Annotated in this window: 15 protein-coding genes; 2 read left to right on the top strand and 13 right to left on the bottom strand. The window is 49.2% G+C overall.

What is annotated here, in order from left to right; translation table 11 throughout:
- Positions 1–16 precede the first annotated feature (16 nt).
- The 9 genes from G358_RS0110740 to G358_RS0110685 all read right to left on the bottom strand — a co-directional run bounded on the left by G358_RS0110740 (position 17) and on the right by G358_RS0110685 (position 11334).
- A complete protein-coding gene (locus G358_RS0110740; protein ID WP_019637221.1) occupies positions 17–1363 on the bottom strand; it encodes an ABC transporter substrate-binding protein in 1347 nt (448 codons plus the stop codon).
- Positions 1364–1586: 223 nt separating this feature from the next.
- Positions 1587–2564 carry a LacI family DNA-binding transcriptional regulator gene (locus tag G358_RS0110730; RefSeq protein WP_019637219.1) on the bottom strand — a complete coding sequence of 326 codons (978 nt, stop codon included), beginning with the start codon at positions 2562–2564 and terminating at the stop codon, positions 1587–1589.
- 725 nt (positions 2565–3289) lie between these two features.
- Entirely contained in the window at positions 3290–4060 is a 771-nt protein-coding gene (locus G358_RS0110715) for a (2Fe-2S)-binding protein (RefSeq protein WP_026342202.1), read from the bottom strand.
- A gap of 52 nt (positions 4061–4112) precedes the next feature.
- Entirely contained in the window at positions 4113–5150 is a 1038-nt protein-coding gene (locus G358_RS0110710) for a FecCD family ABC transporter permease (protein WP_019637215.1), read from the bottom strand.
- Positions 5147–6160 carry a FecCD family ABC transporter permease gene (locus tag G358_RS0110705; protein WP_026342201.1) on the bottom strand — a complete coding sequence of 338 codons (1014 nt, stop codon included), beginning with the start codon at positions 6158–6160 and terminating at the stop codon, positions 5147–5149. The genes G358_RS0110710 and G358_RS0110705 overlap by 4 nt, the downstream gene beginning before the upstream one ends.
- Before the next feature lie 5 nt (positions 6161–6165).
- Positions 6166–7236: an ABC transporter substrate-binding protein gene (locus G358_RS0110700; RefSeq protein WP_026342200.1), complete on the bottom strand. Its 1071-nt coding sequence runs from the start codon at positions 7234–7236 to the stop codon at positions 6166–6168.
- Between the two features lie 85 nt (positions 7237–7321).
- Positions 7322–8878, bottom strand: coding sequence for a helix-turn-helix domain-containing protein (locus G358_RS0110695; protein WP_240480004.1), 1557 nt, complete (start codon positions 8876–8878; stop codon positions 7322–7324).
- Between the two features lie 1074 nt (positions 8879–9952).
- Entirely contained in the window at positions 9953–10732 is a 780-nt protein-coding gene (locus tag G358_RS0110690) for an AraC family transcriptional regulator (RefSeq protein ID WP_019637210.1), read from the bottom strand.
- Between the two features lie 5 nt (positions 10733–10737).
- Positions 10738–11334 (bottom strand): LysE family translocator, encoded by a 597-nt coding sequence (locus tag G358_RS0110685; RefSeq protein WP_019637209.1) that lies wholly within the window; start codon positions 11332–11334, stop codon positions 10738–10740.
- A 212-nt stretch (positions 11335–11546) separates the two neighbouring features.
- On the opposite strand from G358_RS0110685, the gene G358_RS0110680 reads away from it, so the two are divergent.
- On the top strand, positions 11547–12023 hold the full coding sequence (locus G358_RS0110680) for a glutathione peroxidase (RefSeq protein WP_019637208.1): 477 nt from the start codon (positions 11547–11549) through the stop codon (positions 12021–12023).
- Between the two features lie 25 nt (positions 12024–12048).
- Positions 12049–12483: a MarR family winged helix-turn-helix transcriptional regulator gene (locus tag G358_RS0110675; RefSeq protein ID WP_019637207.1), complete on the top strand. Its 435-nt coding sequence runs from the start codon at positions 12049–12051 to the stop codon at positions 12481–12483.
- A gap of 232 nt (positions 12484–12715) precedes the next feature.
- Here G358_RS0110675 and G358_RS33655 read toward each other — a convergent pair whose 3' ends face one another.
- The 4 genes from G358_RS33655 to G358_RS29930 all read right to left on the bottom strand — a co-directional run bounded on the left by G358_RS33655 (position 12716) and on the right by G358_RS29930 (position 17770).
- Positions 12716–12934 (bottom strand): hypothetical protein, encoded by a 219-nt coding sequence (locus G358_RS33655; protein ID WP_026342198.1) that lies wholly within the window; start codon positions 12932–12934, stop codon positions 12716–12718.
- Positions 12931–15219 carry a helix-turn-helix transcriptional regulator gene (locus G358_RS0110665; protein ID WP_019637206.1) on the bottom strand — a complete coding sequence of 763 codons (2289 nt, stop codon included), beginning with the start codon at positions 15217–15219 and terminating at the stop codon, positions 12931–12933. The genes G358_RS33655 and G358_RS0110665 overlap by 4 nt, the downstream gene beginning before the upstream one ends.
- 13 nt (positions 15220–15232) lie before the next feature.
- Positions 15233–16243: a LacI family DNA-binding transcriptional regulator gene (locus tag G358_RS0110660; RefSeq protein ID WP_026342197.1), complete on the bottom strand. Its 1011-nt coding sequence runs from the start codon at positions 16241–16243 to the stop codon at positions 15233–15235.
- Between the two features lie 117 nt (positions 16244–16360).
- The gene (locus G358_RS29930; protein ID WP_019637204.1) at positions 16361–17770 is read right to left on the bottom strand and encodes a glycoside hydrolase family 30 protein; all 1410 of its coding nucleotides are present in this window, start codon (positions 17768–17770) and stop codon (positions 16361–16363) included.
- Positions 17771–17802 lie beyond the last annotated feature (32 nt).

The raw sequence follows: 17802 nt of genomic DNA, 5'->3' as shown, positions 1-17802 counted from the left end.
ATCTGATGTAAATAGATTACTTCACGCTTGTCCAATACTCTTCGATTTCTTTAATCAATGTAGCCCGATCGCCGGAATCGTTTAAATATTTCTGCATCGAAGCACCGACCTTGGCCCAGTGATCCGCGGGAAGAGTACTCATCGACTCTTGGGATTTGCCTCTGGCAATGTAGTCCTGAATAGACTGGCCGAGCGGATCAGCGGCTGGAATCGTGATATTCTTAAACGCTGGAATAATGCTTGCTTGGTTGACCAGGAAGTCCTGGCCATTCTCTTCGTATACGATCCAATTCAGGAACTTCTTCGCGGCTTCTTGCTGTTCAGGCGTACTCTTCTCTTTGTCTATAATGATCCGCTTGGAAACCGCCGATGAAATTTCCTGGTTGCCGTAATCGTCCGGGTTGTTGCTAATCGGTACTGGCAGGAAGCCGTAGGCTCCGTTTGCGGTGTCAAAGTCATGAATTTGCGGCCATGCCCAGTTGCCTTGGAACCAAATGCCTACTTCGCCTTTACCGAGAACTTCAGGGCCGCGCTCATATACACCTGCTAATGGAGACTTCTTGTCGATATTGTATTGTTTCATCATATCGAACGTATCCAACAGGCCATTCAGCACGGTGTTACCCGATAAATCCTCTGTGCCTGCCTTCAGTGAATCCATGAATTTGTTCACTTCGGCCATGTCCTTGTTCTGTCCCGCATATGCCAATGGCTGGAAGTGTGCTCCAAGCGACCAATCCATCGGCGAAATGATCAGCGCCTTTTTGCCTGTCGCTTCAATTTGCTTGAACAAATTCTCCAGGTCGTCTCTGGTCTTTATCGTCGCTGGATCGAAGCTTCCGCCCACCGCTTCATCAAGAACGGCTTTGTTGTAAATGAAGCCGTAGCCTTCGATCGCTAGCGGGAAGCCATAATTTTTGCCGTCGAATGTCGTCAGGTTCGTCGCATTCTCGACAGCATCCGCATTCCACTTCTCTTCGCTTAAATCAAGAATCCGATCCTTAAACTTCTCTACATCTCCTGTATCGAGCATCATCATCGTTGGCGGATTTCCTGAGGCATACAAAGTGGAAGCCCGCTCGAATGGAGAGGTTCCTGCCGGAGCAGCCATGATTTCCAGGGTAATATCCGGGTTATCCTCATGGAACGTCTTCGCCGCCTCTTCAAGCTGAACCTGAATTTCACCTTTTGAGTTCAATAGAGTAATTTTGATCGCTTTACCTGAGGTGTTTGCTCCGTTTGCAGAATTTGTCGCTCCACCGTTATTTGTACTGCTGCTTCCACCATTGCCGCTACATGCCGACACAATCAGTGCCAAAAGTACAACCATCGCCGTCATGCTTAACCCATTCAATCGCTTCATTCTTTTCCCCCCGTTGCTAAAGTTAATAAAAGTTTACTTTTGGTGCTGCGAGCGCTTAATACCCCAAAAAAATGTAATCGCTTGCAGCAGTGTTGTAATTCAAATTGTATGTCAAACCTTTAGCATATGTCAACCGTTTGACATAGATTTTCAAAAATTGTTTGCTCAGCCGAAAAAGCGCATCCATCTTGAATCCCAGATGGATGCGCTCCTATACGTTTGATTAAGCCGTGCCCCGTACGACTAACTCCACGGGCAATGCGTTTCCGATTTCAACAGTCTCACCTTCCACCTGCTTACTGAGCAGTTCGACGGCCAGCCTGCCGAAATCATCGATTGGCTGGCGAATGGTGGTCAGTTCTGGCGATAGCCAACGAGCCGCGTTTACATCATCATAGCCGATGATTTTGACATCCTCTGGCACTCGCTTGCCTGCCAGTTCGCATTCTTTCAATGCAAATGCCCCGATAATATCGCTTGTCGCAAAAATGCCATCAATTTCCGGATGCGCAAGCAGCAGCTCACGCAGCAGCTGTTCATAGCGCGCTTGGTCAAATACGTTCATATCCGTCTGAATAATGAGATACTCGACGCCATGACGCTGGACGACATCGACAAATGCATCCGTCCTGCGATTTGCCAGCAGGTCAAGCTGCAAATTGCCACAAATGTGGGCAATCTTGCGGCATCCTTGGCTAATTAGCCTTTCTGTCGCCAGCCTCCCCCCCTCATAGTTGTCCGAACTGATGAAAGGGATGTTCTCCCCGATCTGCCGGTCAAACGTAATGATCGGCGAACGAAGACTCATGTATTCATCCACCTCCAGAGTATGACTTCCCATAATAATCCCATCGACGCGATTGCGCTTCAGCATCTCGATATAGTCCCGCTCCTTGACGGGATCAAGCTGCGAGTTGCATAGCAGTACCTTATACCCCTTCTGATAAGCGTAATATTCCACGCGATCCGCCAGCTCACTAAAGAACGGATGAGACACGCTAGGTACGATAAGCCCCAGAATATTCGACTGCTTGCGGAGCAAAGAGCGGGCAATCTCATTGGGCTGGTATCCCAGTTCATCCATAGCTGAAAACACCTTGGTGCGCGTAGCTTCGCTAATATATCCCCGATTATTCATCACGCGAGACACCGTCGTAACCGATACCCCCGCCTTTAATGCCACATCATGAATCGTTGCCATGTTTGTCCCTCTCATCACCGTATTCGTTTATACTCAACTATAACCGAAGGATATTTTTGGAACAAGGGAATTGCTGTGGGAAGCTGATAAACAATCCTATTATAAAAATGATCCCTATCGACTTGTTTTGCAGACTAATTCCGACACTTTCCCGAATGATAGTGACTACACTTCTACTCTTGATTCGAGTAAACTCCCACTTATTTTCATGCATATAGAAGACGCATAGCCATATCGCTAACAGAGTAAATAGAATGCTGGCGAGCCAAGGAAGAGGGTAACTGTATGCGGCGAAAAACGCCCCCAACAGACCGCAAATGAATCCGGAAATATACTGGATACTATTCGCCGTAGTAAATAGAATTTCCATTGGCTGATGACTATTCTCCACAGGAAATAACAAGTAAAAGGTTTGCTGTTTGGAGCGACAACCCCTTGGCCAGAAGAAATAAAATTAACGTGGTGCCGGTAATTTCTCTCATGAAAAACTGAAGAAACCCAATCGCATAAAATAATTTATGAGCTTGAACCCGCAACCGCAACTCTTCCTTCCTTCTCAAAATCTATCTTCCGTCGTGGATTGGGTTTATTATATGGATAAAAATAGACTTCAAATATGACTTTTTGCAATAATTTCACAGTTATATTCATCGACGATACACGAAAAAACTCATATCAACATCAAAGTTCAAACACGATGTCGATATGAGTTATAAAATGAATCATTACCTCCGCTTGGGACAGCTGCTGCAGTAGTCCTCATCTTCATCCACTTGATAATAGAAGCAGCAGGTCTTTCGCGGGCGGACTGGCTTGGCCACTCCTTCGACCATGCATTTGGGACCGTAATATTTAGCGAGCGGATTATGTTTCTCGCCAAACAACTCTGCTGGAGCGCCGGCTGTCAAATAGGCTAAATCCTCTTGCACCTGCAATCTTCTGCCTTCATCCGCTTCCTCGGCCATCCTGGACTCGTACAGAACGTATACGTAGATGGCCGTGTTCTCCCATAGAATAGTGCGCGGAATTTTTGCCGCTTTGGAAATCGAGCGCCACACTGCACCCAGATGGTCGCCGAATATCAAACGGAGGACCTGATCCCTCCATGCCTTGCGGTCACCACCTGCCGGCTCTGTGACCCAAACATCGGATAATCGCACATTCGGCATCCATCTCTCGTCAATTATCGTAGATTCCAAATGACAATTGGCAATCGACAAATTTAGCCCCTTATCATACATCGTCATCGCATAGAGCCCGGAGGACACTAGCATGGCTGCGTATCTTTTGGCGAATAACGATGCCGTTACCATTCTCGCGGGTGATTGATATACGCTGGCCAACCGATCGAGGTACGGCCCGCTTTTCTCCTCGTCCAGCAAATCCGCAGCGGAAATCGAGCGCGCCTTGTCATCGGACACGGTGCTTGTCAGCCGTAAATGTTGGGTCAAATAATCCCATTCCGTCTGTTCCAGCAAGGACTTTTTTACGTTCATTCCGTACATCCCGTTCAAGCAGCCCCCTTTCCATCGAACCTTTCTACAAAGCCTATCTCTGCTTCTTAAACAACAAATATAGAAAAAAAGGCGCGCCAATTCCCGCTGTAAACACCCCCGCAGGTATATCGAGAGGCAGAAATGCCGTTCTGGCAATAATATCTGCAATACTTACAATAAGCCCGCCAATGAATATCGTAATCGGCACAAGTCCCGCGAAAGAGCGTCCCACCAGCCTTCTCGCCATATGAGGGGCAATCAACCCGACAAACCCTATGCCTCCGGCATAGGCAACCGCAGCTCCGGCCAGTGCCACGCTTATGACCAGAAGCCCCAATCGCAGCAGCTCCACCCTGGCTCCGAGCCCAACCGCGGTTACGTCCCCCAGTTCATGCACATTCACCGCCCGGGCAAAAAACAATACCAGCGGCGCAAACCCGACAAACCATAACAGCATCGAGTGAACATGATCCCATGTCGCTCCATAGACGCTCCCCGTCATCCATGAATAAGCTTTACTGGCCGTTTCAGCCGGGCTAAGCACGATCATCATCGTCGTCAAACCGCTCGTCACCGCAGCCACCCCAATTCCGATCAGCACCAGCCGAAACGGAGTGACCCCTTTGTTCCAGGACAGCGCATAGATCACCAAAGAAACTACGGCCGCCCCAATGATCGCCGCCAGAGGCAGCAGCTTAATGCTCATCGTCCCTAAACCGTACGTAATAAAGACGATCGCCCCGACCGAAGCCCCGCCTGTTATCCCAATAATATCCGGGGAAGCCAGCGGATTGCGCACAATCCCTTGCAGAATCAAGCCTGACAGGCCAAGGGAAGCCCCCACTAGCAAAGAAATAAGCATTCGAGGCAAGCGATGGGTATTAATAATAAAATCGTATTCGCCCGATCCGAATCCCAACAGGTGCTGCATCACCGCCAGCGGCTGAATCATCGTACTGCCCACCGACAATCCGGCAATAAATACAATTAAGGTTATAGCTGTTAATGACAGCAAACTGATGGCCCATTTTGTCTTTAGCCGGGAGGATACCGTGCCGGACCGATTCCGTATCGTAATATGCCGCTTCATCTCTCTCGGAACCCCCTGCGTGCCAAATAAATAAAGAATGGCGCCCCGAGGAACGCCGTCATCACGCCAATGGGCATCTCTTGCGGCATAATGATAAACCTGGAGCCAATATCCGCCAGCAAAAGCGTGCCTGCTCCCAGCACCGCGCTGTAAGGAATGACCCAGCGATGATCCATCCCGATAAGCCCGCGTACGATATGGGGCACGATCAGGCCGATAAAGCCGATGGAGCCGCCGATCGCGACCGAGCCCCCAGCCAACACAACGATGGCAGCCGCCATAAGCAGCTTCACAAGAGTAGTCCGTTGGCCAAGCCCCTTGGCAACTTCCTCCCCTGACGTCAAAATATTAATCGTGTTTCCAAGGCCAAACGCCAATAGACCAGCCCCGGATATAAACGGCAAGAGCGGTACTAGCATATCCAGCGTCCTTCCCGAAACCGAGCCAGCTAGCCAGAACAGTACACCCTGAAGACTATTTTCACTAATCACAAGCATACCGCTCGTAAATGAGGTAAATAGTGCCGAGACGGCTGCGCCGGCCAGGACGATCCTAAGAGTGGACAGCCCTTCACCGCCTAATGAACCTAGAAAATAGACGAGGGCCGCCGCAACGGCTGCCCCCAAAAATGCGAGCCACATGTATTGCAGTAAAGAAGATGCAGAGAAAAAAGTGGCCGCCATCACGATAAAGAAGACCGCTCCGGCATTAATGCCAAAAATGCTAGGCGAAGCCAGCGGATTTCGCGTCAACGCCTGCATTAATGTTCCCGAGATGGCCAGGCTTGCTCCGATGACCGTTGCGATCACAGCCCGGTCGACTCGGGTCGTACGGATGATAATATGATCCGATGAAGCAGGATCAAAATGGATGAAAGCATCCAGCACCGTACCCAGAGTCATCGGCGTCTGCCCAAACGCAATGCTCGACATAAAGAAAACAACAAGCAGACAAAATGCAATCACCAAGCCGATGATTTTCGATGAATTTCGTGAAATAAGAGCTGTCATATCATTTATTTGGCCAAGCCGTAATAGTCGTAAATTTCGTCCAGCATATGGTTGGCAGCAATGATCCCCCCGCCAAGATTCCAGTACACTTCATTGACCATAAATACTTGATCGTTCTTCACGGCGTCCAGGTTCTTCCACAGCGGATGACTCGTCCATTCTTCATATGATTTCTGAACCTCTTCCTCATCGGCATCGTCGAATTTGAAAATATAGAATATACCCGCGTTCATGCTTGGAATTCCTTCTTTGTTCATCAGTCTGATCACCACTTCGCCTTTGTCCCGCTCCTGCTGCTGATACTCCGAGAACACAAAGCCCAGCTCAGACAAAATAGCAGGCGCAAAGCCATTGACATAAATGCGGGAATGATCGGCTCTAAAGTTGAGGACGGCCACTTCCTTCGGCCAGTCTATATCCGTCTTTTGACTAATTTTTTCCTTAAAATCTTGCACGCGCCGATCCCAGTCCTTAAGAAGCTGCTGCGCCTTCTCTTCCTCATTCATGGCTTTCCCCATCATGTCCACCGTATCTTTAAACGAATAGAGTGCCTCTATTGTGACCGTTGGCGCAATTTGGGATAGCTGATCGTATACTGCTTCTTGTCTTGTTTTGGATGCTATGATTAAATCGGGCTTAAGCTTTGAAATTTCCTCCAGGTTCGGCTGCGTCTCCAGGCCGACAATCGGCACTCCATCGAGATCCTGCTTCAAATAATTATAAACCGGCTGCTCGACCCAAGATTCCACCATTCCAACCGGCTTGACGCCCAATGCAACGGCAACGTCGGTTGCCCCCTGGTACAGCGTTACTATTCGCTTGGGAGTACCTTTGATTTCCGTCGTACCCATTGCATGCTCGATTGAGCGAACCTCATTAGCCGTGTCCGCCGCCGCTGATTCTGCCGAGGCTGAAGTGGATGCGGACGAGGATGAGGACGATGAGGAAGTTGTGGATGTAGAGGAGGATGAGGGTGAAGTCTCTGTCGTTGCTCCCTTGGCACCGCAACCTGATATAACTAGTATTATCGATAATATAAAGATGAGCAGAAGCATCTCTTTTCTGGCTTTGAACATGGTCGGTCTTTCTCCCCTTTTTTTGTAAATGATACTGATTCTCATTGTCGATTATACAAAATATGAGGCGAATGAACATGGACAATTACGACCAGCCTTTGGATGAATCTGACAACAGGAGTCTCTCCGCTTGTTCCAGTAATAACTTATGCGACCATGAATTATAGCTCGTATAGAGATGGCGGCTATCGTACATGGAGTATACAGCACCGTCCCGTACAGCCTTAAGTTTCTGCCATGCTGCTCTGGTCGATAATCCGTCAATCTGTTCACGGATAGCCAAATCCGTTACAGCTGTACCATCATGTTTGTAGCTCGTTAATAAGATGTGACCCGCTTCAAATTGCGCCAGCTGTTCCAATGTAACCTCTTTACAATGGGCAATGGCCGCTACCCCTTCCGGCATAGCAAGCTGAAGATCTCCATAAAGAACAGCACCGAGATTGCGCTGCCCGTATACGCAAATTTTGTCCCCGCTTATACCTACAACGAGAATGCTCTCATCCCCTAATTTATTGCGCAGCCGGTCGCGAGTAATTGCACTTTGCCGCTCATAACGCTGCAGCCAGTCATAGGCTTCCTGTTCCCGATCGACCACTTTGGCAATCGTCTGCAAATGATTGCGCCAGCTGTCGTAAAAAGGCAGTGTCACCGTTGGTGCAATATGGTCATACATCTTCTCCTTTTGCGACTTGCCGCAATCCCGCCGTTCCCGGGTGAGAATCAAATCCGGACGTGCCGCCACCAGCTTATCCAAATCAGGCATCAACTCACCGATATTCATCGTCCCGCCAGCCCCCGTCGCTACCGGGCATGCTCTGTTCACTACCGAAGCGTGAGGCTCGATGCCAAGCGCCAGCAAATGACCGGTCAGCAAAGGCTTCAGCGAAGCGATTTTGGGGCCTTGTCTGAATGTTTTTAGATAGGTAATCGGCGAACGGCCCGTCATTGCTTTGAACTTGCGGCTAAAATAGAACTCGTCGCTAAACCCGACGCTTTGCGCTATCGCTCGCATCGAATCGCCCGAAGGGATGAGCTGCTTGGCCCGATGGATGCGGATTTCGCTTAAATATTCCATAGGACTCTTGCCTACTATTTTCTTAAAGGCTCTCGTATAGTAGTCCGAACTCACCCCTGCCATTGCGGCAAGCTTTTCACGGTTAATCGGTTCGGCGTAGTACTGCTCCATATAGTCGAGCGTCCTCGCTATGGCCTGGCTTATGTCCAGCTGTTTCTTACTGCTGGCACCTTGAAATAGAAGCAACAATGCCTCCTGAAAAATAATATTCGCCTTCATCCTATTCCAATGATGATGGCTTCTAACATAGCTCTCCATCTCGCGGAGCCGGTCCAATAGAAAGGGATCATTGGCGATAAACCTTTCCCCTGGATCACCGATATCCACCGGGGTGAAATGTCCTGCTTCACTTTCCTGCATAACATGGAACCATATACAGTAGTACTCCGCCTGATGCTCCTGATCCGGGACAAGCTTGAGGCTCACCGGAGTATTCGGCCCGATCACAAAAAACTGCCGATCCTGCAAGGACACTATCTGGCGGGTTCCAATTTCGATGCTTCCGCTTGCCTCCAGTACAAGCAGCAGCGTATGTAAATTATGATCCTGCGCCGGAAAGCTCATGCTCGCTCCCAAGCGCTTAACATCTTCTAATTTATACATACACATTGCAAGTTGCTCCGGTTTATTCACTTCACACTCTGCCTTTCATGCACTCAAGGGCATTTTCCTTGTTTTAACAATTATTATTATAGATGATATTGATAATCATTTGCAATTAATAAATTGAAAAACGGCCTCAGTCCGAAAAATTTGAGGACGAAGGCCGTTTAGTTGAATTTCATTATTTGTTTTACACAATCGCTTACCTCGCCACCGTAGCCGCCGAATGCAGGATTTGTGTTCGATATATCATACACAATCACCACCGTAGCCGCCGAAGCAGGGATTGTGGTCGATTAATCATACACAATCACCACCGTAGCCGCCGAATGCAGGATTTGTGTTCGATATATCATACACAATCACCACCGTAGCCGCCGAAGCAGGGATTGTGTTCGATTAATCATACACAATCACTACCGTAGCCGCCGAAGCAGGGATTGTGTTCGATTAATCATACACAATCACTACCGTAGCCGCCGAAGCAGGATTTGTGGTCGATATATCATACACAATCACTACCGTAGCAGCCGAAGCAGGGATTGTGGTCGATTAATCATACACAATCACTACCGTAGCCGCCGAAGCAGGGATTGTGTTCGATAAATCATATACAATCACTACCGTAGCAGCCGAATGCAGGGATTGTGGTCGATTAATCATACACAATCGCCACCGTAACCGCCAAAGCAGGATTTGTATTCAATATATCATACACAATCCTTGTAATGCTGGCGGTTATTACTGTTATTCAATTACTGCTACTTACAGCCTCTTTCACCACAGGTCGATAGTCGATATTTAGTATTTCAGCGCAATGCCCTCCAAAAAAATACCGACCCTCATCAATCCCTGAAATCAGGCCTGACGCAGTCGGCATACGGTACGGATGAGATCCCTTTATTATTTCGGCGGCAAGGGAGCGGACACCGCGTTAAGCCGCTTATTTTTATTCCCATAAAACATCTTCACAGCAATATTTAATGAAAATATATCCTCTTTAGTTTTATATTGTCAATCGTGATTTTGGGAATTTTAGGGGGCTACATGCGACATATATTCAAAGGCCGTTGTTCCGTAAATGTTTTTGAAATGCCTGTTCAAGTGGGCTAAATCGACAAAACCGCACTCGGTTACCGCGAGATAAACATCCCTGTTCTGCTCAATCAGCTGTTTGGCGCGCTCCACCTTGCAATTCAAAAAATATTGATACGGCGACGTTCCCGTACTAGCTTTGAAGGCGCGAATGAATTGATATTTCGACATTCCGAACAGCGTGCTGACCTCGTCCAGCTTAAGCACATGTGCCAGATTTCCTTGGATCGCTTCCTTAGCCTTGTGAACAAACGCCTGATCTTGACTGCCAACCGAACGCAGCTCCACCCCGGAAAAGTGCCCCGCCAGCCCAAGCAGCAATTCCTGGCACAGCGCCTCCGGCCCACCGCTAAAAATCGCCTTCGTCAGCTTCAGGATGCTTTGGCGCAACCCCGCATCGTACACAATCGGCGTATCAAAGAGAACAACCTCCTTCTTCCCCAGCATTTCCAGAAAAAGCTTAGGAGGAATGTAAATCATCACGTAATCTATCCCCGACCGGTCATGTGACCGCCCATCGTGATTCTGCTCCGGATTAAACAGCATTACACCGTTCTGGCGGGAGGACTGCAGACTGCCGTCCAGATGATACTGCTGAATGCCGCGTAAGGTTACGCCTATAGCATACTCCTCATGACAGTGCTTCTTATATTGAAAATCAGCTATGCTTGCCGACAAGGCGGTAATTCCAGCCGATTGCCTGTATTTGAACTGCTCCACTTCCTTCACCCCTTTATTAATTCAACGATTCCCGACACCAGGATCGCGGAATAGACGAGAAACAAAGCCATAATGATATTGGACGCTTTTTGATGTTTTTGCAATATTTTTTTGAAAAGAGTGCCGCATACCGCCCAGGTTACATAAGCTGCTGTCCCGATGAGCGATACCATAACGACAAAGAAGGACAACACCAGCCCCGACGTATAATAAGGCATAACGTAGGCCGGAATTACGGTCAGCGTAAACAGGACCACCTTCGGATTAGCGAGCTGCATCACAAAACCGGAGGCAAAGGTCACGGCTTGACCCGCACTTTCGTTAGATACATCCATTCTATAAATTTGATAAGCGAGATAGAGCATAAATATGCTGCCGACTACCCGCACTATGGATAAAAAGGGAGGCAGGCTCGCTGCCAATACACGATTCAGCATAACAGATGCCACAACTAACAGGAAGAAAGCGAGGGAGGCCCCGGCGATATATTTCATCGTTTTTTTCGTCCCATAATGGTTCACAGCTGCCAGAATAACGATGTTGGTCGGCCCAGGTGTAAACGTAACGATAATGCAGTAAATGAGAAATGAGGTGATGTTCATATTGTGCTGCTCCTTAGCTCCTTCATAAGGGTAATTCTTTTGCATTATAGAGCTTGGAGGAAATGAGGGATAGTATATTATTGCAGCAGCTTACTGAAATGCGGGTATCTCTTGCCAAAGCAATATTAGTCATGTACGATTTAATCGTGTGCGATTCATGTAATGCGGTTAATGCATTTCCTAAATAGCTGCTATGTGAAGGAGGAGTATCTTTGAATACCCTATATGATTTTCAGGTTAAAATGACGACTGGGGAGCTGAAATCGCTCGAAGATTATAAAGGCCAGCCTTTAATCATCGTGAACACGGCCAGCAAATGCGGATTTACCCCTCAATTTGGCGGACTACAGGAATTATACAGCAAATACAAGGAACAAGGGCTGGTCATTCTGGGGTTCCCCAGTGATCAATTCAACAACCAGGAGTATGAAAATATCGAGGAAACGACGCAGTTCTGCCAAGTCAATTACGGTGTGACCTTCCCGATTTTCGCCAAAATCGACGTCAACGGGAAGCATGAGGATGCTTTATTTACATTTCTGAAGCAGCAGCAGAAGGGGCTATTGTCCAGCAATATCAAATGGAACTTTACCAAATTCCTCGTCGATCGCGAAGGGAACGTCGTCAAAAGATACAGCCCTACGACCCAGCCAATTAAAATCGAAGAGGACCTCATCTCTTTGCTTTAAACTTAAAACATAACAGGTGAACATTGTGGAAGATTTTTTGACCTTGAAAAAACAGCTCTGCTTTGCCGTCTATGAAACAGCGAGTGAATTCAACAAGCTATATGCCGAGGTTCTTCAGCCCTTCGGACTGACTTATCCTCAATATTTAGTGCTATTGGCGTTATGGGAGAAGGACAGCATAACCGTTAAGGAGCTGGGGGAGAAGCTTGACCTGGGAACAGGTACGCTAACCCCCATGCTGACCCGTATGGAGACGAACGGCTGGCTCTCGAAACGCCGCTCCCAGAAGGACGAACGCAAAGTGTTTATTCATTTACAGCCGAAGGCATTTGAAGAGAAGCCGGCCATTACGCTCAGAATCAGCGAAGAAATACGCTCCTGCCAAATCGGGCTGGAGGAATACGAGCAATTAATGCGGCAGCTAAACGACCTGCACAAAAAATTGAAGGAACGAAAGTGAAGGAATGTAATGATCATCTTCGGAGCTGGGAGTTACTTCGACGCTACGCTCGGGAGTTAACTTTCGGCCATTAGTTCTCGAACGTTAACTCCCGAGCTCATTCTCGAACACTCATTCCCCAACGCTGACTTTCGGACGCGAGCCCCCGAACGCTAACTCCGTTCGTTAACTCCCGTAGCTCATTCCCGAGCGTTCTTTCCCAGACGCTAACTCGTGTGGCTAACGTCTTTTTTTACCGAGAAAATGAAAGTCTACTTACAGGTAATTTCCGGACACTTGTACTGCTAATTTTAAGCCCGCAGTATACTGCCTTCTTGTTCCTCTTGTTCCTCTTGTTCCTCTTGCTCTTCTTGCTCTTCTTGCTCTTCTTGCTCTTCTTGCTTGTGCCCCTTGCTCCTCCTGCTCCTCTTGCTACTACTCTTGCTCCCTCACTCCCGCACACTTCCTTCAAACGAGCTCCTTTCCCTGCCCCTGCTCCGCCTGCCAGCCGTTGATTCTGCGGTACTCGGCTGGAGTGACGCCATTATGCTTCTTGAAGGCTTTATAAAAATACGGATTGTTGGAAAATCCAGCCTGTTCGGCAATTTCCCCAATCGGATCCTCGGTCTCGACCAGCAGCTCCCGCACCTTATTCATCCGGACCTCCTGAATGTAACCAAGAATTGTCTTCGACGTCGTCTGTCTGAAAATCCGCCCGATATAGTCGGCCGATAGCCCAAGCTCATCCGCTAGCAGATCGAGCGACAGGCTCGAATCCATATACTTTTCGTCGATCAGCTTCATGATCCGTTCGGAAACGTCCTCCTGCCTCGTTCTTCCCTTGTTCTCCTCCATATGCTTCTCCAGGCGGTCGAACAAATGCATATACCGCTCCATAAATTCCTCCAGCGTTTCGTTCCATTCATGCTGATACAGCGGCATCGAAGGAATCGCCAGTTCGCCGGCGACGGAAAGGCGCCGCCCCATCGTGCGAATCGCGTTCTGCAGCGCAAAGGACAAATGCGAGACCGCCAGTTGGAACGACATGTAGGAGTAATTTTCCGTATCCCGGATAATTTCGCTGAACAGCTCCTTAACGGCAGGAATCCGTTCAAGATACAACTCGTCGATCAGTTGCTTCTCCTTATCCAAAGGATATTCATATGGCCTCGCCTTCTTCAACTCCACGGTCTCCGAGTCAATGATGCTGCCCGGGCCATCGAATACGCGGGAAAAGGAAGCTTCGACCGCCTGCAGGCACAGCCCGTGAACGGCCTGGATATCCTCGCCGATCATGCTGGTGGAGACCGTGATCGACAGCTTCAAATATTGGGTTACTGCCGCTTGGATTCGCCCGGCCTGCTCAAGAATTTCCTCCCGCTCATTGTCCGCTCCCTCGTCCCGGGATTGGACGACAACGGCAATACGATCATCGCCAAGCACCACGGCCGCGGCAGCAAATCCGGCCGCGGTGAGCATCTCTTGGGCGATGTTAAGCACGCCGAACCGCAGCAGCTGCCGGTCCTCCACTGTATACACTTCGATGAAGGAGCGGTAGTCATCCACCGTCATCAGCAGCACGCGCACCGGGGAGTAGGGATCGAGCTTCACCCCGTAGCGGGTAAAGCCGGTTTGGACGCGATCCGGGTTACGGTCGGCATCCCCGTGCAGCAGCCTGCGCAAATATTCATATTTCATCGACTGCTGGCTGTTCCTCTGCTCTGCCTCTAAATTGCCTAGTCGGGACAACCTCTTGCTAAGCCCAGAGAACAGGCGCCGCGATACGAAATACGAAATACCGAGACCGATGAGCAGGATGGAGACCGTGATAATAATCGTCTTTCCGCGCAGGCTGTCAATGCGTTCGGAGATGACCGTGTAAGGGAGAATCCGCACATACCGCCAGCCCAAATAATCCGGCTCCGTGTAGGTGACCAAAGACTTCACCCCGTCTACCTCCTCTGCAAAATAACCGGAGGAGCCCGGATCAGCCAAAATCCGGTCGATATACGAAGTTCCCTTCATATTTGTAAGCATAGGGTATTTCCAACTGCTGGAGACAAGATAACCGCCCTTATCCAGCAAAAAAGTGTTCGCCGGGTCGCTCGCCAGCGATCCATCAATATGTTTATGTAATTGGGTTTCTTTAATATTGACCACAATGGCGTTCCTGTTCACCCTCGGCATCAGCGTATCATATAGCAGAAAACTGTACACATCCCGCTGCTTCTCAGCAATATTTCCGGCGAGCCCTTCAATGCTTAGCTTGCGGGGAATCGGCATCAAAGATTCATAGGCTTCGAGGTTGCCGAGCATCTCCTGCATTTCATGATCGTAGAACTCGGACTCATCGAACACCGTAGCCACGCTCATATCCGTACTGACATAGAAGGTATTGGCCTTGGCGTTATAGACGTAAATCGAATCGATGAATGGGGAAGTTTCCCGATAATTGGTCAGCTGCCTGACTGCCGTAGAAATCTCCACCGGACTGACATCAGAAAAATTCAACAGGTTGGCAATATGCTGGTCGCTATAAATCTGTTTGGCAAACGTGGAAGCTGTTACCGCCATGACCGACGCCTCCTGTGTCGTCTGGGCGAGGCTGTCCATCGTCTGATCGTAGGACTGCTGAAGCGCGATCCGCTCAAAATTAATGTAAAGAATACCGGAGAGAACCGTGATTGTCACTACGATCGACAAGGTCATCGCCAGAAATATTTTCCCGTAGTAGCGCGTATCTTTTCTGCTGAGCAATCCTATTCCCCCCTTATTTCGCCCTTTGGGAAGACTCCTTCACCACTAGCTTCGCATCCACTTTAAACCACCGTTTCTCCGCCCACACATTGTCGTTCATCTGATCAATCAGCTTTTCGGCCAGCACGGCTCCCATCGCATAAAGAGGCTGTTCAACCGAGCTGATTCTCGGCTTAACATAATTAGTCAGCCTGATGTTATCCACCCCAGCGACCGCCAATTGATCGGGAATGGATATTCCCAGTTCGGCGCAAGCTTTGTACACCCCAAGCGCCATCTCGTCGTTCGCGGCAAATACGGCTGTAAAATCGGTCCTGCCGCTGCGCAATCTATGGAATGCCTCGCAGCCGCCTTTCTCCGAGAAATCGCCGTTCTCGACCAGGCCAGGCTCAAAGGGGATTCCCAACTCCTGAAGCGCTTTCACATACCCTTCCGAGCGTTCCAAATTATCCGCAGCATCGGCATAACCGCCAAGGAAAGCGATTTTCCGATGTCCCTGCTCCGCAAGATGGAAGACCACCTCCCGGGCAAGCTTTATATTATCCGTAAAAGAACAAGGAATCCGCGCGTGCTCGATTTTCCGTCCAATTAAACCGACCGTGTACCCGTTATCGGCATAGGCTGCGATCTCCTCATCCGGCAAGTTCGGCGTCACGAGAATAAGAGCATCCACCGTCCGGTTCATCAACAGGGATAGAAACTCCCGCTCCTTCGCCTGCTTATTCTGCGCATCGCAAATAAGGACGTTATAATGGAGCGAATTAGCCATGTTCTCGATGCCTTTGATAATTTCCGCATAATAGGATACGCGAATATCGGATACGACGACCGCCAGATTCATCGTTTTGCGGGAACGCAGCTGCTTGCCCATGTTATTGGGGATGTAATCCAGCTCCCGGATCGCCTGCAGCACCCTTTCCTCCGTCTTGGCATTCACGAGATTGCTGCCGTTAAGTACGCGGGATACTGTAGCCGGAGACACATTGGCTTTCCTGGCTACGTCAATGATTTTACTCTCCTTCATAATTTGCAAGCTCCCACACTTTCGATTATTGATATTTCTATTATAAATTTTTATGAAATCGATTTCAATCATTTAGTAAGAAAAGCACCTTTACAGGCGCTAATCGAAAATAAAGCTTCATTCCTTGCCCGCGGCGGTCCTCTGCCATCGGTATGTTCCTACTGTCTTCGCAGGAAGCTTGGCTGCAAATTGCCACCCTTCACACAGCATGCGGAACTCCTGTTCCGACTCGCTCTGATTGATAACGACAGCGATGAGACTGCCATCTGGATTGTGGAAAACGACATTTGTTACCGTACTATGCGAACCGTAATCACTAGCCACTCTAAAGGCCTCCGGCTCGACAAACCGGGTGAACTGCCCCAGCAGGTAATATTCCGGTATGATCCAGTATCTGTCTACATCTATTGCATCCTGAATAAACATCGTAGGCCCCGGCGTACCGAGCCATTGGTGCGGGCTGATGTTGCTGTCCAGCATCGTCACCCAGGCGTTATAGCTGGAGGCGTAGTTGCGGAAATATTGCGCCATCCGGTCGGCGCCAGCCGTCCCCCATAAGGAGCGCTCCGTCAAATAAATCGGCTTGTGCGGATAAGCGGCGTGAAGCTCGCTCATAACCTCCGGCGATCCTTTATAATCGTGAAGCGCAATGCCATCGACTGCGGCATATCCCTCTCCCTTATTTAAAATTGGCGTTACATAGTCCCAAGCATCACTGAAATTATGATCGAAAATCCATAGTTCCGTAGTCAGCCCGTGACGATCAAGCTCCTGACGCAAAGCAAGCGCGAGCTCCCTCTGCCTTTCTGGCGGCATATAACAGCTTGGATAATCGGTCTCAAACAACGGCTCGTTCTGCAAGGTCATCGCATAAATCGGGATGCCCTGCTCCTGATAAGCTTGAATCGCCAACCGATAGTACTTGGCCAAAGCGGTGGTATACTCTTCCCCCTCCTTCAGACTGCCCCGCTTCAGGCTGCCGCTCGTCTTCATCCAGGCCGGCGGACTCCAGGGGGAGGCAAAAATTTCCACCTCTGGCGCTATCGCCAGTAGCTGCTGCACCGTTTCGACGATCCCCAGATCGACATCCTTTTGAATGGAAAAATGCCGCTGTTCAAAATCCGTCTCGCCTTCCGCCAAATCGTTGTACGTATAGAAGGCCTGCCCGGTGAAATCGGAAGTTCCCAGTGTAATTCGAATGAGATTGAGGCCAATCCCTGATTGCTTGTCGACCAGCAGCCGCAAAATACTTTCACGGGCCGAGGGGGACATTTTTGCAAGATTGCCGACCGTTGTTTCTTCCAGCGATGTGCCCATGCCGAGCATTTGCTGACAGACATGATTTGGCGTTACAACTATGCTGGCTACTTCCTGCACCTGCGGCGCTGTCAGCTGCAAATCCGGTTGCCGGCTCAATTTGTAGGGAATGTCCTGCGGACCTGCGAACCACCCGGGTCCTCCAGAATCCACTTCCGAGCTCCACCATACTTCGACGGTGTCGGGAGATTGTTGTTTATTGCGATTCATAGCAAGCGTTCTCCTCTCTCTTCTTCCACGGG

Source organism: Paenibacillus fonticola DSM 21315 (assembly GCF_000381905.1).
GTDB lineage: Bacteria > Bacillota > Bacilli > Paenibacillales > Paenibacillaceae > Fontibacillus > Fontibacillus fonticola.
The sequence above is the reverse complement of the archived record's forward strand: the minus strand, read 5'-3'. Positions and strand labels throughout refer to the sequence as shown.

Excerpts from the sequence above, each read along its gene's own strand:
- G358_RS0110700 (WP_026342200.1), bottom strand. The coding sequence starts at position 7,236 with ATGTTCAAAGCCAGAAAAGAGATGCTTCTGCTCATCTTTATATTATCG.
- G358_RS0110715 (WP_026342202.1), bottom strand. The coding sequence starts at position 4,060 with ATGAACGTAAAAAAGTCCTTGCTGGAACAGACGGAATGGGATTATTTG.
- G358_RS0110685 (WP_019637209.1), bottom strand. The coding sequence starts at position 11,334 with ATGAACATCACCTCATTTCTCATTTACTGCATTATCGTTACGTTTACA.
- G358_RS0110705 (WP_026342201.1), bottom strand. The coding sequence starts at position 6,160 with ATGACAGCTCTTATTTCACGAAATTCATCGAAAATCATCGGCTTGGTG.
- G358_RS29930 (WP_019637204.1), bottom strand. The coding sequence starts at position 17,770 with ATGAATCGCAATAAACAACAATCTCCCGACACCGTCGAAGTATGGTGG.
- G358_RS0110660 (WP_026342197.1), bottom strand. The coding sequence starts at position 16,243 with ATGAAGGAGAGTAAAATCATTGACGTAGCCAGGAAAGCCAATGTGTCT.
- G358_RS0110710 (WP_019637215.1), bottom strand. The coding sequence starts at position 5,150 with ATGAAGCGGCATATTACGATACGGAATCGGTCCGGCACGGTATCCTCC.
- G358_RS0110730 (WP_019637219.1), bottom strand. The coding sequence starts at position 2,564 with ATGGCAACGATTCATGATGTGGCATTAAAGGCGGGGGTATCGGTTACG.
- G358_RS0110740 (WP_019637221.1), bottom strand. The coding sequence starts at position 1,363 with ATGAAGCGATTGAATGGGTTAAGCATGACGGCGATGGTTGTACTTTTG.
- G358_RS0110695 (WP_240480004.1), bottom strand. The coding sequence starts at position 8,878 with ATGAGCTTTCCGGCGCAGGATCATAATTTACATACGCTGCTGCTTGTA.